This window comes from Paenibacillus sp. NFR01, assembly GCF_900111565.1.
Taxonomy (GTDB): domain Bacteria; phylum Bacillota; class Bacilli; order Paenibacillales; family Paenibacillaceae; genus Paenibacillus_AQ.
In genome coordinates this window covers 170,318-188,119 of the sequence record NZ_FOIK01000006.1, presented here as the reverse complement: position 1 = coordinate 188,119, position 17,802 = coordinate 170,318, and the positions used below count along the sequence as shown (strand labels likewise).

14 protein-coding genes are annotated in these 17,802 nt (G+C 57.3%); 12 read left to right on the top strand and 2 right to left on the bottom strand.

The window, feature by feature from the left end:
- Window positions 1–17 precede the first annotated feature (17 nt).
- Both BMW84_RS21305 and BMW84_RS21300 read left to right on the top strand, forming a co-directional pair.
- Window positions 18–572, top strand: a complete 555-nt coding sequence (locus BMW84_RS21305) for an NfeD family membrane protein (protein WP_139209665.1) — start codon at window positions 18–20, stop codon at window positions 570–572.
- A 22-nt stretch (window positions 573–594) separates the two neighbouring features.
- Entirely contained in the window at window positions 595–2,016 is a 1,422-nt protein-coding gene (locus BMW84_RS21300) for a flotillin family protein (RefSeq protein ID WP_091071833.1), read from the top strand.
- Window positions 2,017–2,205: 189 nt separating this feature from the next.
- Here BMW84_RS21300 and BMW84_RS21295 read toward each other — a convergent pair whose 3' ends face one another.
- The gene (locus BMW84_RS21295; protein WP_091071832.1) at window positions 2,206–2,694 is read right to left on the bottom strand and encodes a pyridoxamine 5'-phosphate oxidase family protein; all 489 of its coding nucleotides are present in this window, start codon (window positions 2,692–2,694) and stop codon (window positions 2,206–2,208) included.
- 548 nt (window positions 2,695–3,242) lie between these two features.
- Here BMW84_RS21295 and BMW84_RS25180 point away from each other — a divergent pair.
- Window positions 3,243–3,371, top strand: coding sequence for a hypothetical protein (locus BMW84_RS25180; RefSeq protein WP_302848107.1), 129 nt, complete (start codon window positions 3,243–3,245; stop codon window positions 3,369–3,371).
- A 203-nt stretch (window positions 3,372–3,574) separates the two neighbouring features.
- Here the strand turns inward: BMW84_RS25180 and BMW84_RS21290 are convergent, their stop codons facing one another.
- Window positions 3,575–4,735, bottom strand: a complete 1,161-nt coding sequence (locus BMW84_RS21290; RefSeq protein WP_091071830.1) for a hypothetical protein — start codon at window positions 4,733–4,735, stop codon at window positions 3,575–3,577.
- A 261-nt stretch (window positions 4,736–4,996) separates the two neighbouring features.
- On the opposite strand from BMW84_RS21290, the gene BMW84_RS21285 reads away from it, so the two are divergent.
- The 9 genes from BMW84_RS21285 to BMW84_RS21245 all read left to right on the top strand — a co-directional run bounded on the left by BMW84_RS21285 (window position 4,997) and on the right by BMW84_RS21245 (window position 17,754).
- Window positions 4,997–6,367: an FAD-dependent oxidoreductase gene (locus BMW84_RS21285; RefSeq protein WP_091071919.1), complete on the top strand. Its 1,371-nt coding sequence runs from the start codon at window positions 4,997–4,999 to the stop codon at window positions 6,365–6,367.
- The gene (locus BMW84_RS21280; RefSeq protein ID WP_091071828.1) at window positions 6,354–7,301 is read left to right on the top strand and encodes a carbohydrate ABC transporter permease; all 948 of its coding nucleotides are present in this window, start codon (window positions 6,354–6,356) and stop codon (window positions 7,299–7,301) included. Before BMW84_RS21285 ends, BMW84_RS21280 begins: the two co-directional genes overlap by 14 nt.
- 24 nt (window positions 7,302–7,325) lie before the next feature.
- Complete coding sequence (locus BMW84_RS21275) at window positions 7,326–8,162, top strand: carbohydrate ABC transporter permease (RefSeq protein WP_091071827.1); 837 nt, start codon at window positions 7,326–7,328, stop codon at window positions 8,160–8,162.
- A gap of 139 nt (window positions 8,163–8,301) precedes the next feature.
- Window positions 8,302–9,660: an ABC transporter substrate-binding protein gene (locus BMW84_RS21270; RefSeq protein ID WP_091071825.1), complete on the top strand. Its 1,359-nt coding sequence runs from the start codon at window positions 8,302–8,304 to the stop codon at window positions 9,658–9,660.
- An 84-nt stretch (window positions 9,661–9,744) separates the two neighbouring features.
- Window positions 9,745–11,502: a sensor histidine kinase gene (locus BMW84_RS21265; protein WP_091071823.1), complete on the top strand. Its 1,758-nt coding sequence runs from the start codon at window positions 9,745–9,747 to the stop codon at window positions 11,500–11,502.
- Window positions 11,477–13,090 (top strand): response regulator transcription factor, encoded by a 1,614-nt coding sequence (locus BMW84_RS21260; RefSeq protein WP_091071821.1) that lies wholly within the window; start codon window positions 11,477–11,479, stop codon window positions 13,088–13,090. The genes BMW84_RS21265 and BMW84_RS21260 overlap by 26 nt, the downstream gene beginning before the upstream one ends.
- 237 nt (window positions 13,091–13,327) lie before the next feature.
- Window positions 13,328–14,698 (top strand): FAD-dependent oxidoreductase, encoded by a 1,371-nt coding sequence (locus BMW84_RS21255; protein ID WP_091071819.1) that lies wholly within the window; start codon window positions 13,328–13,330, stop codon window positions 14,696–14,698.
- 7 nt (window positions 14,699–14,705) lie between these two features.
- Window positions 14,706–16,805: a 3-keto-alpha-glucoside-1,2-lyase-like domain-containing protein gene (locus BMW84_RS21250; protein ID WP_175498963.1), complete on the top strand. Its 2,100-nt coding sequence runs from the start codon at window positions 14,706–14,708 to the stop codon at window positions 16,803–16,805.
- A 40-nt stretch (window positions 16,806–16,845) separates the two neighbouring features.
- Entirely contained in the window at window positions 16,846–17,754 is a 909-nt protein-coding gene (locus BMW84_RS21245) for a SurA N-terminal domain-containing protein (RefSeq protein ID WP_091071815.1), read from the top strand.
- Window positions 17,755–17,802 lie beyond the last annotated feature (48 nt).

The window sequence follows — 17,802 nt, the reverse complement described above, 5'->3', positions numbered from 1 at the left end:
AACGGTTATTTGATATCGTGAAAGAGGGGATTCCCATCATTACAGTATTTATCGTGTGCTTCTGGGTCGGGCTGCTGCTCCTGCTCAGCGGCGGATTCCACGGGCATGGGCTGGCGGGCCATATGCATGTGGGGGGCGGCGATTCCGGAGGAACGGGTTTCGTGCCCATCCTCCCGCTGATGGTGTTTGTTGCGGCGTGGGGCGGCGCCGGTTATGTAATGACACGGTTCAGTACATTAACTATGCTTGCGGTACTGATCATCTGCACACTGATCGCCCTGGTGCTCGGCTGCCTGATGTATGCGCTGCTGGCCCGGGTGATGAACCGGTACGACAGCAGCATGAAGGAGCTGGATTATGATCCCACGGGCCAGCTCGGGTACGTCAGCGTTCCTGCCGGGGAGAGCGGCGTCGGGGAGATGAAGTACGTGCTGCACGGCACGATGCGTTCCATTGGCATACGGGCGGATGCCGGCCAGGTGCTTGCGAAGGGCGACCGGGTGATTATTTTGAAAGTGGACAAAGGATTGGCGGCCGTAGCCCTCTTCGAGAGGGAGATCGAACAATTATAATTCATAGGGAGTGTCGAACCGAATGGTCATTCTATATTTAATCGGGGGCATTGTTGTTGTTATCCTGCTGGCCCTGCTCAGCATCGTGAACGCGTATAAAAAGGTACCGCCCAATCAGGCGATGATCGTATTCGGTCTCGGCGGAAAAAGAGTCGTGCAAGGCGGCGGGACGTTCGTCATCCCCGGCTTTCAGAACAGCAAAACCATCTCCATGATGCTGATGAGCTTCGATGTCATCCCGGCGCAGGCGATGTTCTCCCGGCAGGGCATCAAGCTAAACCTGGAGGCGGTAGCCCAGATCAAGATCAAAAGCGATCCGACCGCGATTCTGACGGCCAGCGAGCAGTTCATCGACCGCCCGGAGGAAGACCGCGAGACGATTATCCTGCATTCGGTGGAAGGCCACTTGCGGGGCCTGATCGGGCAATTGACGGTGGAGTCCATTCTGAAGACGCCGGATGAAATCAACAGCAAGATGCGGGAGACCTGCTCGGAGGATCTCGACAAGATGGGATTGGAGGTCGTCAGCTTCACGATCAAGAAGATTACCGACGACAAAGGGTACATCGACAACATGGGGGTTCCGGAGATTGAACGGATTCGCCGCGACGCCAGCATCGCCAAGGCCGAAGCGGAACGCGACATTCAGATCAAGCAGGCCGAGGCTGAAAAGGAATCTTCCATCGCCAAAGCGAATGCGCACCAGTCCACCATTGAAGCGGAAACGGCGGCCCGCGCCAAGGAATCGCTGTTCGAGAAAGAGCTGAACATCAAGCAGGCTGAGTTCAAGCTGGAGACGGAAGTCAAGAAAGCGCAGGCGGACTTGGCCTATGAATTGCAGCAGAACAAGATCAAGCAGTCGCTCGTGACCGAGCAGGTCAAAATCACGCAGATGGAAGCGGAAGCCAACCGGACCGTCCGCGAAATCGAAGTGGAACTGAGACAGAAGGAGCTGGAGGCCACCGTCATCAAGCCGGCCCAAGCAGAGAATCAGGCGACGATCATGCGGGCGGAAGCTGCCAAGCAGCGGCAAATTCTCGAGGCGGAAGCCGAGGCGGCCACAACGACCAAACGCGGGCTGGCCACGGCGGAAGCGGAGCTGGCGAAAGGGAAAGCGAATGCGGAAATCGTGCAGCTGGCCGGGGCCGCGGAAGCGGGAGCCTTGGAGAAAAAAGCCGAAGCGTACAAACAATTCACGCAAGCCGCGCTCACCGTGGAGTTCCTGAAAGTGCTGCCGGAGCTGGCGGAACGGATCGCTTCCCCGCTGGCCAAGGTCGACAAGATTACGGTAATCTCTCAGGACGGCGCTTCTTCCGGAGTGAACAAAATCACCGGCGACATCGCCAAAATCATGGCGCAGGTGCCTGAACTGACCCAGACGCTGACCGGGATGAACGTAACGGAGGCGCTGAGCGGATTGCTTGGCCGGAACAAAGAGCAGTAATTCGGTAATTTTCGCAAAACAGCCCCGTGCAGCGGAAAATGCTTTTCGCGCTGCATGGGGCTGTTTTGAATTAGATTGCTTAACCTCCAGTTTTGGAGGTTGAAGTGGATCGGCAGGGAATAGTTATCGCTAGACAACAACGTCCGGGTAATCATGAGAGCGTTTAACTACGCCTTCATTTGCCTGAGCTTACAGTTGGACGGTTTTGTTGAGCTCGGCGTTTTCGGGGTCTTTTCCGGCCATCCGCTGGACAAAATGCTTCACGACCTTTACCCAATTGCCCGTTTCCCAATACTCGGCCGTGTGCGTGTTGATCTTAATCAGAATGACGTTGGGATCGTCGCTCGTCGTCTGCAGGAACTTCTCGTGCGCTACCGTCCAGAATTGCTTGACTTTATCCCGGTCGGTGACGATTTCGGCGTTTCCGCGGATCGAGACATACGACTTGTCCACGTAAGCCACGTTTACTTCCTGGTTATGTTTGATCTCGTCATATTTGCTGGTATCCTTTTTGGTCAGGAACCAGAGATCGCCGTCAAACTCCACTTCCTGGGTTTTCATCGGCCGCGAGACCAGGCCTTCATCCGTAACGGTGGTCAGCATCGCGACATCGATGCCTTTGATCAGGTCGCGGACTTTTTCAATGGTCTCTTGGCGGTTATCTACAGGCTGGTTCATCTGGAAGCACCTCTTTTTTTCATGATGTATTATTATTACCCCGTTTAATGGCAGTCATTCAAGGAGGTGGATGAACCGCACATGCGGAACAAATTCAGCAGTTGTCATAAAATGTTGGTGCTGCTGTGGATTCTGCTGAATCCGGTCATGGCGCTAGCGAGCTTAATGCAAGAGAAAGGGGCTTGGCATGAAGAAAATGGGCATAAAGAACGGGGGTTTGAGGGTCTCAGGTCCGTAACATTGCAGATATGCTGATTTTTCGTAAAATAACGCCTCCTGTGTCCGTTAGACTGTCGCTCCCTAGAATAAAAGCCACTCCTTCTCTGGTAAAGAACGGACCGAGCTGATTAAGCGGAGAGAGCAGGCGAAGTGCTGCAGGAAGCGAATGCACGGCATGCGTCGCAAGTGGGAAAATAGCGCTGGAATGCGGGTTTACAGCGGGTAAAAACGTAGATTTCTCTAGGGCAATCTATCAAAAAATGGTATAATAATAGAGACAAAACATCCGGCGGGACAGGCATGGCGTAGCTCCGAAAGGAGGTGATGCCATGTCATTTCTTGAGGTTTGTCTTAAGGTGCTCGACGGGCTGGTCAAGCTCGTCACGATCTCGGCAGGAGTTACGAAGCTGCTCAGCACTTGGAGGCAAGGCCGCAAAAAGAAAAACCGCCGGGGATAGGTTGGGCCCTTAACCGGCGATTCTTCACTCATCAACGCCGTGGTCTCCCGCCGGCTTTTGTCAAAGGCGCGATGTGTCCGCATCGCGTCTTCTTTTTGTTTACTGCTGTTGCTTTCATTATACCACCGATTTTGAAAAAATAACGCTTTTGCCTCATTTTTATCTTTTAAATGGTAAAACGGGATGATGCCGGCGGGACACATTCATGCGCTTCGGTAGATTTCATGGTAATTGGCGATATGCTCCGCCATCCATTCATGATTCTGGATCTGATGTCCGACCCCTGCTACAAACGAGCCGACTTTCTCGGGGGGGATCACTAAGCCGATTTCCCTGGTAGGCTGATAGGCTTCTCTTTCGTGCACGTCGAGCTCCGTCAAGACTTGTCCGGCCAACAGCTCGTATCCCGGATGGCACAGCGTTTGATTGCGATATTCAAATGTCGCGGTCCGAAAGAGTTGGCGTGTCACTCTTGAGCCAGTAACCCGCTGGTTCATGAAAAATACGCTGCCCTCGACCGCATAGGGGGTGGGGTCGAATCCCTCGCTTAATCCTTCCGGGTCGAAGAGTTCATCGTCTGTACGCACAGAAAAGTCCACAATCTCGTTTACCATAAAACTTCTCTGTTTACGATGGTCGAGCAGCATGATCTGATCCTCTATACGCTCAAAAGTATAATGATAGTGTGTTGAAGATCCATCATCGACTGAAATGACGCTGCCGTTGACTTCTACCCCGGTCATATTGAAGCTGCCTTGCTCTACCCGTGAAGTAGCCAAGGCAGGGGTGATGCCCAATTTGCGAAAGGCGGATGCTCCGCAGCGGCTAATCCAATTCAACGTTTCGCGGCTTAGAAAAGCTTCGACATCATAGGGATCATCGAGACGCGAAGTGATGGCTTCCAGTTGAAGACGAAGATGCTCCTGAATCATCGGGACGGCCTGGCCGCTTCCCATCACCGTACATCCGTCCTCTATAGAGGAGATAGAAACGCCGTATCCCGCTTGCCCGTTGATGCTAAATACGGCGTTCCTTTGCCCTTCGGCATCCACCATTACCCCGATTCCGCCATAAGACGGATGATTTGCAGTATTGAGCGACTCGGTATAACGCTGCAGGGCCAGCTTTAACGGTCCATCGTCCTGAACCGCATTCTCTAAAGTAAGACGATCCCTAACGCCTTCAATAATCGGCACGGCGCCTCTCCATAAGCTCACATCGCCGGCAATAAAAATCCCAAGCCGATCTCCAAAACGCATAAACTTGGACATCACATCTACCTGGTTTCCGGCACGGAACGAAACGCGGAAGTCTGATGCGAATACGGCTTTATCTCCCCAGCGATACACCGCCAAGATGGTCATGATCATTCCCCCCCCGGATGTTGTATGTATATACCCATAAGCTTTTCACCGCGAGCTGTCAAGAGCCGGGGGTACAACGCCCGCTCCTTCACGGGCCCATAGGCCTCCACAGTACCCTCTCCCAAATTCAAGTCAAAATATTGCACATGAACGGGTCGGCAGGCTATACCGTAATCGCAAATGCCGCTTGCTACAATGAATCCATAGAAGCACGGCGGCCGGGCTTCACGCATGAAAGGCTGCCGGGAAAGCGAGGCTTATATGGATAGTTACACACTCAGAAGCAAACCAATTCCTTTCAATACCGACTTTGACGTCATTGTCGTCGGCGGCGGTCCGGCGGGATGCACCGCAGCGGCTGCGGCGGCCCGGGAAGGGGCGCGCACGCTGCTGATCGAAGCGACCGGAAGCCTGGGCGGCATGGGCACCTCGGGGCTGGTTCCGGCCTGGTGCCCGTTTTCCGATAAACAGAAGATTGTCTACCGCGGCCTGGCGGAAAAAGTGTTCGAGACCCTGAAGGCGCAGATGCCGCATGTCCGTCCGGATGCGCTGGACTGGGTGCCGATCGAGCCGGAGAAGCTCAAGCGGGTCTACGACGATCTGGTGACGGAAGCCGGCGCCAGCGTGCTGTTCCTGACCACGCTCGCCGATGTGGAACGGGACGAAGACGGCAATGTGACAGCCATCGTCGTGCTGAATAAAGGCGGGCTTCAGGCGTTCCGCGCCAACGTATACGTCGACTGCACTGGCGACGGGGATGTCGCTGCCTGGGCGGGGGCGGAATACGAGAAGGGCGACGAGACGACCGGGGAGCTGCAGCCGGCGACGCACTGCTTCGTTCTCGGCAACGTGGACGACTACGCCTACCTGAACGGCCCGAAGCTGCATGCCGAAAATCCGGACAGCCCGATTCACGAGGCGTTCCGTTCCGGCGACTATCCGGGCATTCCGGACACGCATCTGTGCAACAATCAGATCGCGCCGCAGGCCGTCGGTTTTAACGCCGGACATCTGTGGGGCGTGGACAACACCGACACGTTCACTGTCTCCCAGGCGATGATGGAAGGCCGCAGAATGGCGGAGGCGTACCGTGATATGCTGGCCGATGTTCATCCCGCCGCTTTCGGCAACGCCTTTGTCATGAGCACCGGCACGCTGATCGGGACCAGGGAATCGCGGCGGATCATTGGCGATTATATTTTGACCGCCGAAGACTATATCGAACGCAGAAGCTTTACGGACGAGATTTGCCGCAACAGCTATTTTCTCGACATCCACGGGAACAAAAAGGAGCAGCAGAGCGGGACCGGCTCCAGCCTGGCGATTACGTTGTACGGTCCGGGTGAATCGCACGGCATTCCGTACCGCTGCCTGACGCCGAAGGGCCTGCGCAATGTGCTGGTGGCCGGCCGGAGCATCTCCTGCGACCGCCAGGTGCTGGGCAGCGTACGGGTGATGCCGGTCTGCCTGGCGATGGGCGAGGCGGCAGGACTGGCGGCGGCACTGGCATCGAAGCAGGCGGAGTCCGACGTGCACGCCGTAGATATAGCCGAGCTGCGCCGGCGGCTGAAGGAAGAGGGCGCCTATCTGCCGGACGCCGCCGTGGAATCGGAGGTGCATGCCGGTGAGTGAGCAGGTTCTTGCGCAGAAGACGGCGGCTGCGCCGGCAAAACGTGCCTACTGGACCCGCAAACGGCGCGAGCAGTGGGCAGGGTGGATTTTTATCGCTCCGGAAGTGATCGGCATGCTGATTCTGTCGGTGTTCCCGCTGCTGTTCAGCTTGTTTCTGAGCTTTACCGAATGGAATCTGGTCGGCGGGCTGTCGGCCATCCATTTTATCGGGATCGACAATTTTGTTAACCTGTTTAAGGATAATCACTTTATACTGGCACTGAAGAACAACGTGCTGTTTACAGTCGGGACGGTGCCGCTGACGATGCTCCTGGGCATTATCCTGTCGGCGCTGATCCATAAAAAGCTGTACGGCAAAACCTTTTTCAAAGTTGCCTTCTTCATTCCTTATATCTGTTCTACGGTCGCGATCGCCGCGGTCTGGCAGGCGCTCTACCATCCGTCCAAAGGTCCGCTGAACCAGCTGCTGATCCAGCTCGGGATGTCCCATCCGCCGCGCTGGCTGGTGGACACCAGCTTTTCGCTGATCGCCATCATGGTCATTTATGTCTGGCAGATTCTCGGGTATCAGATGATTATCTTTCTGGCAGGCATGACGAATATTCCGGAGGAACTGTACGAAGCCGCAACGATTGACGGGGCAACGGGCATTCAGCAGTTCCGGCGGATTACGGTGCCGCTGCTGGGACCGACGACGTTTTTCCTGGCAATTACGAGTACGATTTCCTCCTTTAAAGTGTTTGACATGATCAAGTTCCTGACGAACGGCGGTCCTAACTACTCCAGTACGGTCATTGTGTACCAGATCTACGAGGAAGGGTTCGAGCGGTTCAAGATGGGGTACGCCTCGGCAATGTCCTGGGTGCTGTTCCTGATCATCATGCTTGTAACCTCAATTACGTGGATTACGCAAAGCCGGAAAGTCCATTATTAGACCCTAGCGAAAGGAACCCGTGACATGACACTTAAAAAATTCAAGACAAGCAACCTGGTTTTGACGGTGCTGTTCGCCGTGCTGTCCGCATTTTTCCTGCTGCCGCTGATCTGGATGCTGTCCGCCGCGGCCAAAACGGAACGGGAGGTGTGGACGTTTCCGATCCAGTGGATTCCGAAGGAATGGAATCTGGTGAGCAATTTCAAAGCGGTGTGGCTGGGCGACGTCTCTTTCGGGTTGTTCTACATGAACTCGATCAAGATCGCGCTGATCTCCACGCTGGCGACGATCCTCATCTCCTCGATGGCCGGCTACGCCTTGTCGAAGCTGGACTTCAAGGGCAGAGGGCTCGTCTTTAGCCTGATGCTGGCGTTCATGATGATTCCGGAGCAGGCGACGCTGGTGCCGCGGTATATTTTGATCAAGGAATTGGGACTGTACGACTCCCATGGCGCGCTCATCCTGATGGGCATGTTCTCCAGTTATTTCGCCTTCCTGCTGCGGCAGTTCATGGCGGGCATCCACAACGATCTGCTGGAAGCGGCCGAGCTGGACGGTGCCGGATTCCTCCGCATCTTCTGGAGCGTCATGGTGCCGCTGAGCCGGCCGATCCTGGCAACGGTGGGCATAATCAAGTTCATCTGGACCTGGAACGATTACCAGGGGCCGCTGATCATGCTGAACTCGACCAAGCTGTACACGATTCCGCTCGGGATGCAGTTTTTCCAGGAGGAATTCGGCACGCGCATCGCGGTCATGATGATGGCCTCCGTTGCGGCAATCCTGCCGCTGCTGGCGCTGTTCCTGGCATTGCAAAAGCAGGTTATCGAAGGCATTGCCATTGGCGGGGTAAAAGGGTAAGAGGGATTCAGGCAGGCGCCGTAAGGCTCCGGCCAAAGGTCAAAAATGTCTACGCGCCCACCGCAATCCAGTACACGGTATGGGCGAAAGCGGGATAGTATAATGAGCCTGCAGCAACCAATACGAGGGGGAATCGATTTTGAAGAAAACATCCATATGGCTGACCAGCCTGTGTCTGCTGTTCTCCATTACCGCATGCGGCAACAACAACAACGGAGGCAACAATGCAGCGGCAACGGACGCTCCGGCATCGACCGAACAAGCAGCAGCATCCGAACAGCCGGCAGGCAAGGAGAAGATTAAATTCTATACCTTTAAGGCAAGCAAGCCGGAGGAACCGATGTATCAAGCCGTTCAAGCCTACAATGAATCCCAGGATAAAGTAGAAGTGGAGTATGTCTCCCTGGTACAGAACAGCGACAGCACGGATTTCATGAAGAAGCTGGACATCCTGGTTGCGAGCGGCGAAGTGGTGGACGTCTTCATGACCGGCAACGAAGAGGAACTGCTGGAACGCGCTTCGCGCGGCGTTGTGGAACCGCTTAACCCGTTCTTTGACAAGGAAGGTGTAAAGTCCGAAGACGAATACAACAAGGTGATCAAGCTGGACGGCAACATCTACGGGCTCTTGAACAGCTCGACCCAATGGTTCACCGTGTTCAACCGCGAGCATCTGGACAAAGCGGGCCTGCAGCTTCCGGAAATGGGCTGGACCTGGGATGACTTCCGCGGCTATGCGAAAAAGCTGACCATGGACGGGCATTACGGCACCTACTTCCATACCTGGGGCGAATACCCGAATATCATCGCCTACACCGAGCGTCCGAATCCGCAGCTCGATGCCGACCTGAACCCGATCTTCGACGACCCGTCCTTTAAATATTTCTTCGAGCTGCGCCGGGCGATGGAACAGGAAGACAAAAGCGTGGAGCCGTATGCCGATGTACTGGCCTCCAATTACCATGTCCTTCAGCAGTTTTTTGCCGGCAATGCCAGCATGCTGGTCGTGCCGAGCTATGCGGTAAGAGCAGGCTTGAACCTCGAGAAATTCCCGCATGAATTCCAGATGGTGTATGCGCCGGTGCCGCGTTCCGTGGATTCCACCGAATTGGGCATGACCAACATCTCCGGCGGCGGGCTGGCGATCGGCGCGAAATCGGAGCATAAGGATGCCGCGTATGACTTTATCCGCTGGATGACGAAGGAATCGGCCAAGTTTACGAAAGAGATTCCGGCCTACAAAGGCGTGGACGGCAAAGCGCTGATCAATGAATTCTTCAAGGACAACCAGGATCTGATCGACACCGAGTCCCTGGCGAACACCTTGTTCGATCCGCGCAACCAAATGCCGGATACCTTCAGCGTGCCTTACGGCTCCGAGCTGAAAACGATTGTGGAGAACGGTTTCTCCAGCTACATGCTCGATAACCGCAGCTTCGATGACGTGAAAGCGGAAATGACGGACGAAGTGAAAAAAGTGGTCGAAGCGAACAAATAAGAAGATAATGTCAGGCCGGCGGCAGCGGTAAGGGCTTATAATAAAAGGACGTTATGGAGCTTACAGGATAAGGATGATCTCATCATGGAATGGCTAACCCGCTTTTCGTTCCATCGCAAACTGCAGTTTTCGTTTCTGATCCTGATCCTGTTCCCCTTTATCGCCGTTACCTTCTGGTCGTATTCTTCGGTGAAGCAGAATGTCAGCGACAAGCTGGCGCGCTCAAACGAAGAGACCCTTACGGTCATCGCCAACCAGATCGGAAAAACGATCGACAATATCTCGTTTGCCTCCGTTTATTTCGCCCAATCGAACAACCCGGATATTCTGGAAAGCTTTCGGCATCTGAAGGATGCCGGAAGCTTTGCCGATTTCCAGACCTTTGCCCATTACTCCCGGCTGAAGTCCATGGCGGCTATCCTGTCGATGCAGTCGTCGGATGCCAATCTCAAGCTGATGCTGGTCAACCGCGCGGACAAAATCATTCTCGGCGACGACAACGCGCCGATTTTCTCCCCCTTGCCGGCCGATTTTGTGCAGGAGAGCGGCCGGCTGGACGGGAAGGAGACGACGGCACTCCAGTGGTTTCCTTCGGGCGCGGCCCCTTCCGGCCCCGATTACTACTACGCCGCCCGTTTTATTATCGATCCGCGCAACCATGAGCAGCTGGCCACGCTCTATATCGGCATTCCGAAAGCGTACTTCCACAGCCTGCTGGATACGGGCAATCCCGATATCCTGTTCTCGCTGACCGACCGTTCCGGCGGCTTGATTGCCGTGAAGGGCGGGGGAGCGGCGGTGAAATCCGGAGACAGGCTGGTGAACAAGGTAGACATCCCGAAGACGGGCTGGGTGCTGTCCGGGGAGATGCCCCGCGGACTCATCGACAGCCAGATCAACCGCGAATTTCTGGTAACGCTTTCGGTGGTCGGATTGTTTTTCGTGGCGTTTCTGATCTTGTCCATGCTCTGGGTCCGGCATATCAACCGCCCGATCAGTCTGCTCCGCTCGAGCGTGAAGCAGTATGTCGGCGGCAAACGGGATGTGCGGATTCCGGTCAAAGGCAAGGACGAGGTCGCGGTGCTGTCCGCTTCGTTCAACCAAATGCTGGAGGATATCAACGGGCTGCTGCAGCAGGTGGAGAGCGAGCAGGAGGAGAAAAGGCTGCTGGAGCTCCAGGCGCTCGCCGCGCAGATCCGGCCTCATTTTCTGCTGAACACGCTGAATTCGATCAAGGTGAATCTGCTGCTGGCCGGCGATCCGGTGCACGGCAATATGATCGACGCGCTGATGAAGCTGCTCCGCGCGTATGTCCATGTCGACCGCCCGCTGAAGCTGGAAGAGGAATGCAGGGTGCTTGGAAGCTACATCCAGGTCATGCAGATCCGCAACCGGCTGGACATCGCTTTCCGTTATGAGCTGGGAGAAGGGACGGAAGCGCTTGAGCTGCCCCGGCTGCTGCTGCAGCCGATTGTCGAGAATGCGATTTATCACGGCTTTGCTTCGCGGCCGGAGCATCCGCTGATTGAACTGCATACGGAGCTGCAAGGGCAGAAGCTGCAGATTACAATCAGCGACAACGGACGGGGGCTCCCGGACGAAATGATCACACGGCTAGGCCGGCGGCTGACGGAAGCCGAGGATGATCACGCGCCGCAGCAGCAGCAGGAGAAGGGCGTAGGCCTGATCAATACCGCGCGCCGGCTGCAGGTGCTGTACGGCTATCAGGCGCGGATCACGGTAACGCCGCGCGAGGGCGGCGGATTATGCTTTACCCTAACCATTCCGGTTACAAACAGCAAGGAGGCCGATAACGATGATGACCGTAATGCTGATCGATGACGATGTTCCGATGCTGGACTATGTGGCGTATTTGCTGGATTCGCTGAACCTGGAGCTGAAGCTGGTGGCTTCGGCTTCAAGCAGCGGGCAGGCGCTGGAGGAGTTCCATCAGACGCTGCCGGATCTGGTCATCGTCGATATCGGCCTGCCGGGGATGGACGGGCTTGAGCTGGCCGAGGCGTTCCGCATCACCAAACCGGAGGTACGGCTGATTTTTCTGACCTGCTACGAGGATTTCCAATATTCGAAACGGGCGTTTCAGCTGGAAGCCGACGATTATCTGATCAAGGATGAATTGTCGCCCGAACAGCTCAAAGCCAGTGTAAGCAAAGCAATTAGCCGCTTCCGCACCCGCGAGGAGCTGCTGGAACGTTATTCGTTCCGGCAGGCGATCGAGCGCAACAAGGAGGTGCTGCGGCTGAGCTTCCTGAAGCAGCTCCTGTCACCGGGAAGCGATGCGGAGCAGACGCTGCTCCTCGGCGAACGGCTGGGCATCTCCTGGAAGCTGCCGTATTTCCGCCAGGGCTTCATTCATATCGACGCCGCTTCGCTGACCGAGCGCTACCGCTACGCGGATTTGCCGCTGATTCATTTTGCCGTGGCTAATATCGCGCTGGAGCTGTCCGCGGCTTCGCGGGAGATCACGCCGATCATGACAGAGGATGCCGGAATCTATTTAATATGGAATGTGGCGGACCCGTCGGTTTCCTTCCAGCCGCTGCTGGATTTTATGGATGCGGTGCGGGAAAAAGCGGAGCAGTATCTCAAGATGGACGTACGGGGCTTTTATGCGGCACAGACGGTGCCGCTTCCGCAATTCCATACGGTGTACCGGATGCTGAACGACTGCCGGGACGCCGGCTTCTATGATCCCGATCGGGAGACGAAGGCGATTACCGCGCTGGAGCCGCGGACGGAGTACCAGCCGATGACCGAGCGGCGCTGGGACAAAGAGCGGTCCATGCTGTCGCTGGCGCTGGAAGAAGGCAACGCGGCTTGGATCGACATGGCGGTGAATCCGTGGATCCAGCAGGTGACCTCCGAACGGCTGCTGCCCCGGCTGGTCAAGGAAATCTGCGGCGACTTTGTGCGCCAGATGGTATTCGAATCGGGCGGCGCGGCGGAAAGCCACTTCTTCGTGTGGCTGCAGCAAGCCGTGCATATCGAAGAAGCGGCCCGCCTGACCAAACGGGAGCTGCGAAATCTGTGGCGGCAGCACACGCTTGCGCCGAGTACCGATCCCGGCAAGGATATCCGCCTGCAGGCCATCGACCAATACCTTGACGAGCATGTCGACCGGATGATTACGTCCGTCGACATGGCGGAGCATCTGCATTTGAACGCGAGTTATTTCTCGCGGTATTTCAAGAAGCTGGCCGGCGTTAATTTCACCGATTACGTCAACCAGTACAAAATCAATATGGCGATCACGATGCTCGGCCGGCCGAACGAGACGGTGGAGAACGTAGCATACACGCTGGGGTTCTCGGACCGTGCATATTTCTCCAAGGTCTTCAAGAAGTACAGCGGCAAAAGCCCCAGCGAGTACAAAAATCAATTCACGCCATCCGGCGGACCGGAAGCGTAAGGGGCTGTCGCCGGCATAATTGCGGCGCATTATTTCGCGCGGTCTCCAAGGTCAAAACTTTGCATGCAAACAGGCAATCAGGGTACACGCTGCCCGCCCGGGCTTCTCCCTATAATAGAAAGTAACAAAATTCAAGATGGACTAAGGACATAACAAAGGCAAAAGGATCGAGGGGAAGTTCGGTACTGGCTAAGTTATAATCTAAAGTTCATCTTATGTATACCCAGGAGGAGAAGCATGAGCGTGAAGAAAATAGTGTTGCCTGCGGAGGCGTTATCCGTATCGCAGGAAGTGGATGTACTGGTTACAGGCGGCGGCCCGGCCGGCATTGCCGCCGCGCTGTCGGCGGCGAGAGCGGGCGCGCGTACGCTGCTGATCGAGCAGCGGGGATTCCTGGGCGGCATGGGTACGGTCGCCCTGGTCCCCGCTTTTTGTCCGTACAGCGACGGCGAGAAAGCGATTATCCGCGGCATCGGCCTGGAGCTGCTGGAGAAGATGAAGGCCGGCAGTGCGCCGGAATTCCGGGAGCGCTTCGGAACCGAGCTGGACTGGGTGCCGATCGATCCCGAAGTGCTGAAGCGTGTATACGACGAGGCGATTATTGAAAGCGGTGTCAAAACGCTGCTGCACACGTTCGTCAGCCAAACGCTGATGGATGCGGAAGGACGCAAGGTGAACGGTGTGGTCATCGTCAACAAGTCCGGGCGCAGCATCATCCAGGCCAAAACCGTCATCGATGCGACCGGCGATGCCGATCTGGCTGCCATGGCAGGCGCACCGTTTCATAAAGGCGGTGAAAGCGGCGAGCTCCAGGCGGCGACGATGTGTTACCTGCTCGGGAACGTTGACCGGCTGCGGTTCATGCAATATCTGCAGGAGAGCGGCGACACGGAGCAGCTTCATCTTGCCGTGCAGAAGGCGCAGGCCGAGGGGCAGCTGCCGCAGGGACGCGACTCCGTCTCCGGCCTGGCCTGGATCGCCGATTATCTGGTCGGGGTCAACTTCGGCCATGTCTTCGGCATCGACGGCACGTCGGCGGAGGATTTGACGCGCGGCGCGCTGGAAGGCCGCAAGCTGGTGAAGCGCCAGCTTGATTTCTTTCGGGCGTATGTGCCGGGGTTCGAGCGGGCGCATCTGCTGTCGACCGGGGAGCAGATCGGCATCCGCGAGACGCGGCGGATCGTCGGCGATTACGTGCTAACGCAGGAAGATTTTATGAGCATGGCTTCTTTTGCCGATGACATCGCGCGCAACGCGTATTTCATCGACATTCACATGGCCCGCAGCTCGGGCGCGATGCATATCCATCACCTGCCGCCGGGGCGCTCGCACGGCGTGCCTTACCGCTGCATGCTGCCGGTGGGCCTTGACAACGTCTGGGTGGCCGGGCGCGCAGCCTCCTCCGACCGTGTCGTGCAGGGCTCGCTGCGCGTGATGCCCAACTGCTTCGCCATGGGCCAGGCCGCCGGGCTGGCGGCAGCGATGGCGGCAGAAGCGGACGGCAGCAGCCGGAGGGTGGATGTACCCGAATTGCAGCGCGAATTACTTCGGCAGGGCGCGTGGCTGGGCGAAGCGTGGACTTCCGAATACCAAACGGCAAAGGAGTGAGCGTCTAATGAAAAAAACACGAAGCAGGCTCGGCGTTGTGCCGCTGCTCGTCGCGGCCGGCCTGCTGTTCACCAGCCTGTTATCCGGTTCGGCGGCCCCGGTTGCCCGGGCGGCAGGAACGACATATTATGTCGATGCCGCAGCCGGCAGCGACAGCGCGGCGGGAACGAGCGAAACCGCAGCCTGGAAAACGCTGGGCAAGGTAAACGGCGTTACCTTTAGTCCCGGCGACCGCATTCTGCTGAAGGCGGGGGGCGTCTGGAGCGACCAGTATCTGGATCTCAAGGGGTCCGGCACCGCGTCCAGTCCGATTACGGTCGATAAATACGGGAGCGGCGCCAAGCCGCTGATCCATTTCGGCAACACGAGCGTCGGCGGCGAAGGTTTCGGCGTTAGGCTGCGCAATGTCTCCTATTGGGAAATTAACAATCTGGAGATTACGAGCGGCCAGCAGGCGACGGATATGCGCCGGCATGGCGTGCTGGTCGTCGGCGAAGGAAGCGGTGCGGGCAGCTTTAAGCATATCTACATTAAGAATCTCGACATTCACGACGTTTTCGGTACCGACCGGCGCACCGGGGGCATCAATTTCCATGCCCGGGGGACGACTGCCACTGCGGCCGAAAGCACCTGGGACGATGTTCTGATCGAGAACAATACGGTGATCAATGTGGCGGACACCGGCATCCAGACGATGACGGACGCTTTTTCGAACAGTGCCTGGACCCATAAGCTCGATGCGTTCACGAATGTGGTCATCCGCGGCAACTACGTGGAGAAAATCCACCGCGACGGCATTCTTGTCCGCGCTGCGGTATCGCCGCTCATCGAATACAATACGACGAATGCCATCGGCAAAGCCTGCGACGTGAATACCGGCGTGGTGAGTTATCTGGACCCAATTGCCGTTGTGGCGGCACAGTGGGCGTATTATACGACCGGCGCGATTTTTCAGTACAATGAAGCCTTTGATACCCGGAAGCTGGAAGGGGACGGCCAGCCGTGGGATTTCGACGTGGAGGTCAACTCCAGCATTTATCAGTACAATTACAGCCATAACAACCAGGGCGGAACGCTGCTCGTGATGAACGACACCGACGACAATATTTTCCGCTACAACATCAGCAACAACGATCTCGACGGCAACGGGGCATTTAACCTGATTAACGGCGGCGGCAACCTGTACATCTACAACAATGTTATTTACCGTACGGGCACGCAAAACCGCGCGCTGACCCATGCCAGTAGTACGGGAATGGCGTATTACACGAACAATATTTTTTATAATGGGGCGGGCGGACAGTACACGAACAGTCCAAGAATGACGTACGACCACAACAGCTTTTATGGCTTGAATGCCAGCGTGGCGAACGATCCTTCCAAAATCGTGGGCGATCCCAAGTTCGTCAGCCCGGGAACGGCTTTGAGCCGGGCAACGGCGGACGGGTTCAAGCTTCAGACGGCTTCGCCGCTGATGAATGCAGGCGTGGCGGTGGCCGGCAACGGCGGCAAGGACTTCTCGGGCAATACGCTGTATTTCGGGGCGCCGGATATCGGAGCGTTTGAGTATCAGAGCGCGATTCCGCAGCCGGTGACGATATTCGCGGACGATTTCGAGGATAACAGTTTCAGCGACTGGACGGTCTCCGGCGGAACCTGGAGCCTGGCGGCGGACGGCAGCCTGACGCTGACGCAGAGCGCGACCTCGGTCGAAGCGCTGGCGTATGCCGGCAACGCGTCCTGGACGAATTATACGTGTTCGGCGCGCCTCAAGCTGCTGAACGCTTCGGGGAACGCAGGGCTGATTCTTCGCTACGCCGATAATAACAACTACTACATGTTCCGGCTGAACGATGCGAACGACAAAGCGGAGCTGTATAAAAAAAGCGCCGGCACCCTGACGCTGGTCAGCAGCGCAAGTGTGGCAGTTACGGCGAACCAGTGGGCGGAGGTCAAGGCGGCGGTGAGCGGCGGAACGATTACCGGGTCCGTGAACGGGGCGCAGCTGCTGCAATGGACCGATCCGGCACCGATCGCTGCGGGCAAAATCGGCATCCGCATGCACAGCACCACGGCCCGGATCGATGATGTGAAGGTCGTGCAATAAGCGGCAGTAAGGAATAAGGTGCGAAAAAGGAGTGGCGGAGATGGGCCGGAGGCGGCGCGGAAAACGGGTGGGTTTTACAGTCGGCGGCGCGATGGCGTTGCTGGCTGGCGGGCTGCTGCTGGCACTGCGTTTGGGGCCATCGCCGGCTCTGGCACCGGTGGATGGGAAGGTGCCCTTGGAGGCGGCAGGTGAGCGGGCGATAAGCGAGCAGGCTGTGGGGGAGCAGGCGGCAAGCCAGGCGGTGAGCGGCCAGGCGACAAGGGAGCGGGAGGTGGGCGGACAAGGTCAGAACTCGGGCAAGCAGGTGCAGGAGGCAAGCCGACAGGTGGTCGCCACGGTGAATGGGGCAGCGATTACGCTGCGGGAATTCGCCGCCCGGATGCCGGAGCAGCGGGCTGCGGCGCTGGACGCCTATGTACAGACGGAGGGCTGCGATCCCGGGGCCGCCGATTTCTGGGTCGCTTCGTGCGGAGGCGAAGCTCCGCTGGAGCGGCTGAAGGAGTTGACGCTGCAGCGGCTGGTCGAGGACCGGGTGCGGGAGCAGGCCGCGCAAAAGGCAGGGCTGGCCGTGCCAGCGGGCTATGAAGATTTCCTGGCTGCATGGGAGCAGGAGAACCGGGAGCGTGCCGACCGGCTCGCCGCGGGCGAAGTGATCTACGGTCCGCGGGAGTACAGCGAATCGGCGTATTACCGGTATGTCGTATCGAACACGGTGCTGGGTCTTCTGGCGTGGCTGATGGAGCAGGACGGGGGGCCGGAGGAGACGGAGTTGAAGCAGGCGTATCAGGACAGCATCGCCGGGCAGGCCGCGCCGCCGGCCTACGAGACCGTCCGGGACACGCTGGTGCAGCAATGGAACAAGCAGCGTTACGTTAGCTGGTTCCGTGAGCAGGTGCGGCAGGCGGAGGTTGCTGTTGACCGCCAGGTGTATGCCGCAATAACAATGTGAAGCGTTTAGTCCGGGGGCCATCTGGCTGCCGGGCTTTTTTTCGTGAGT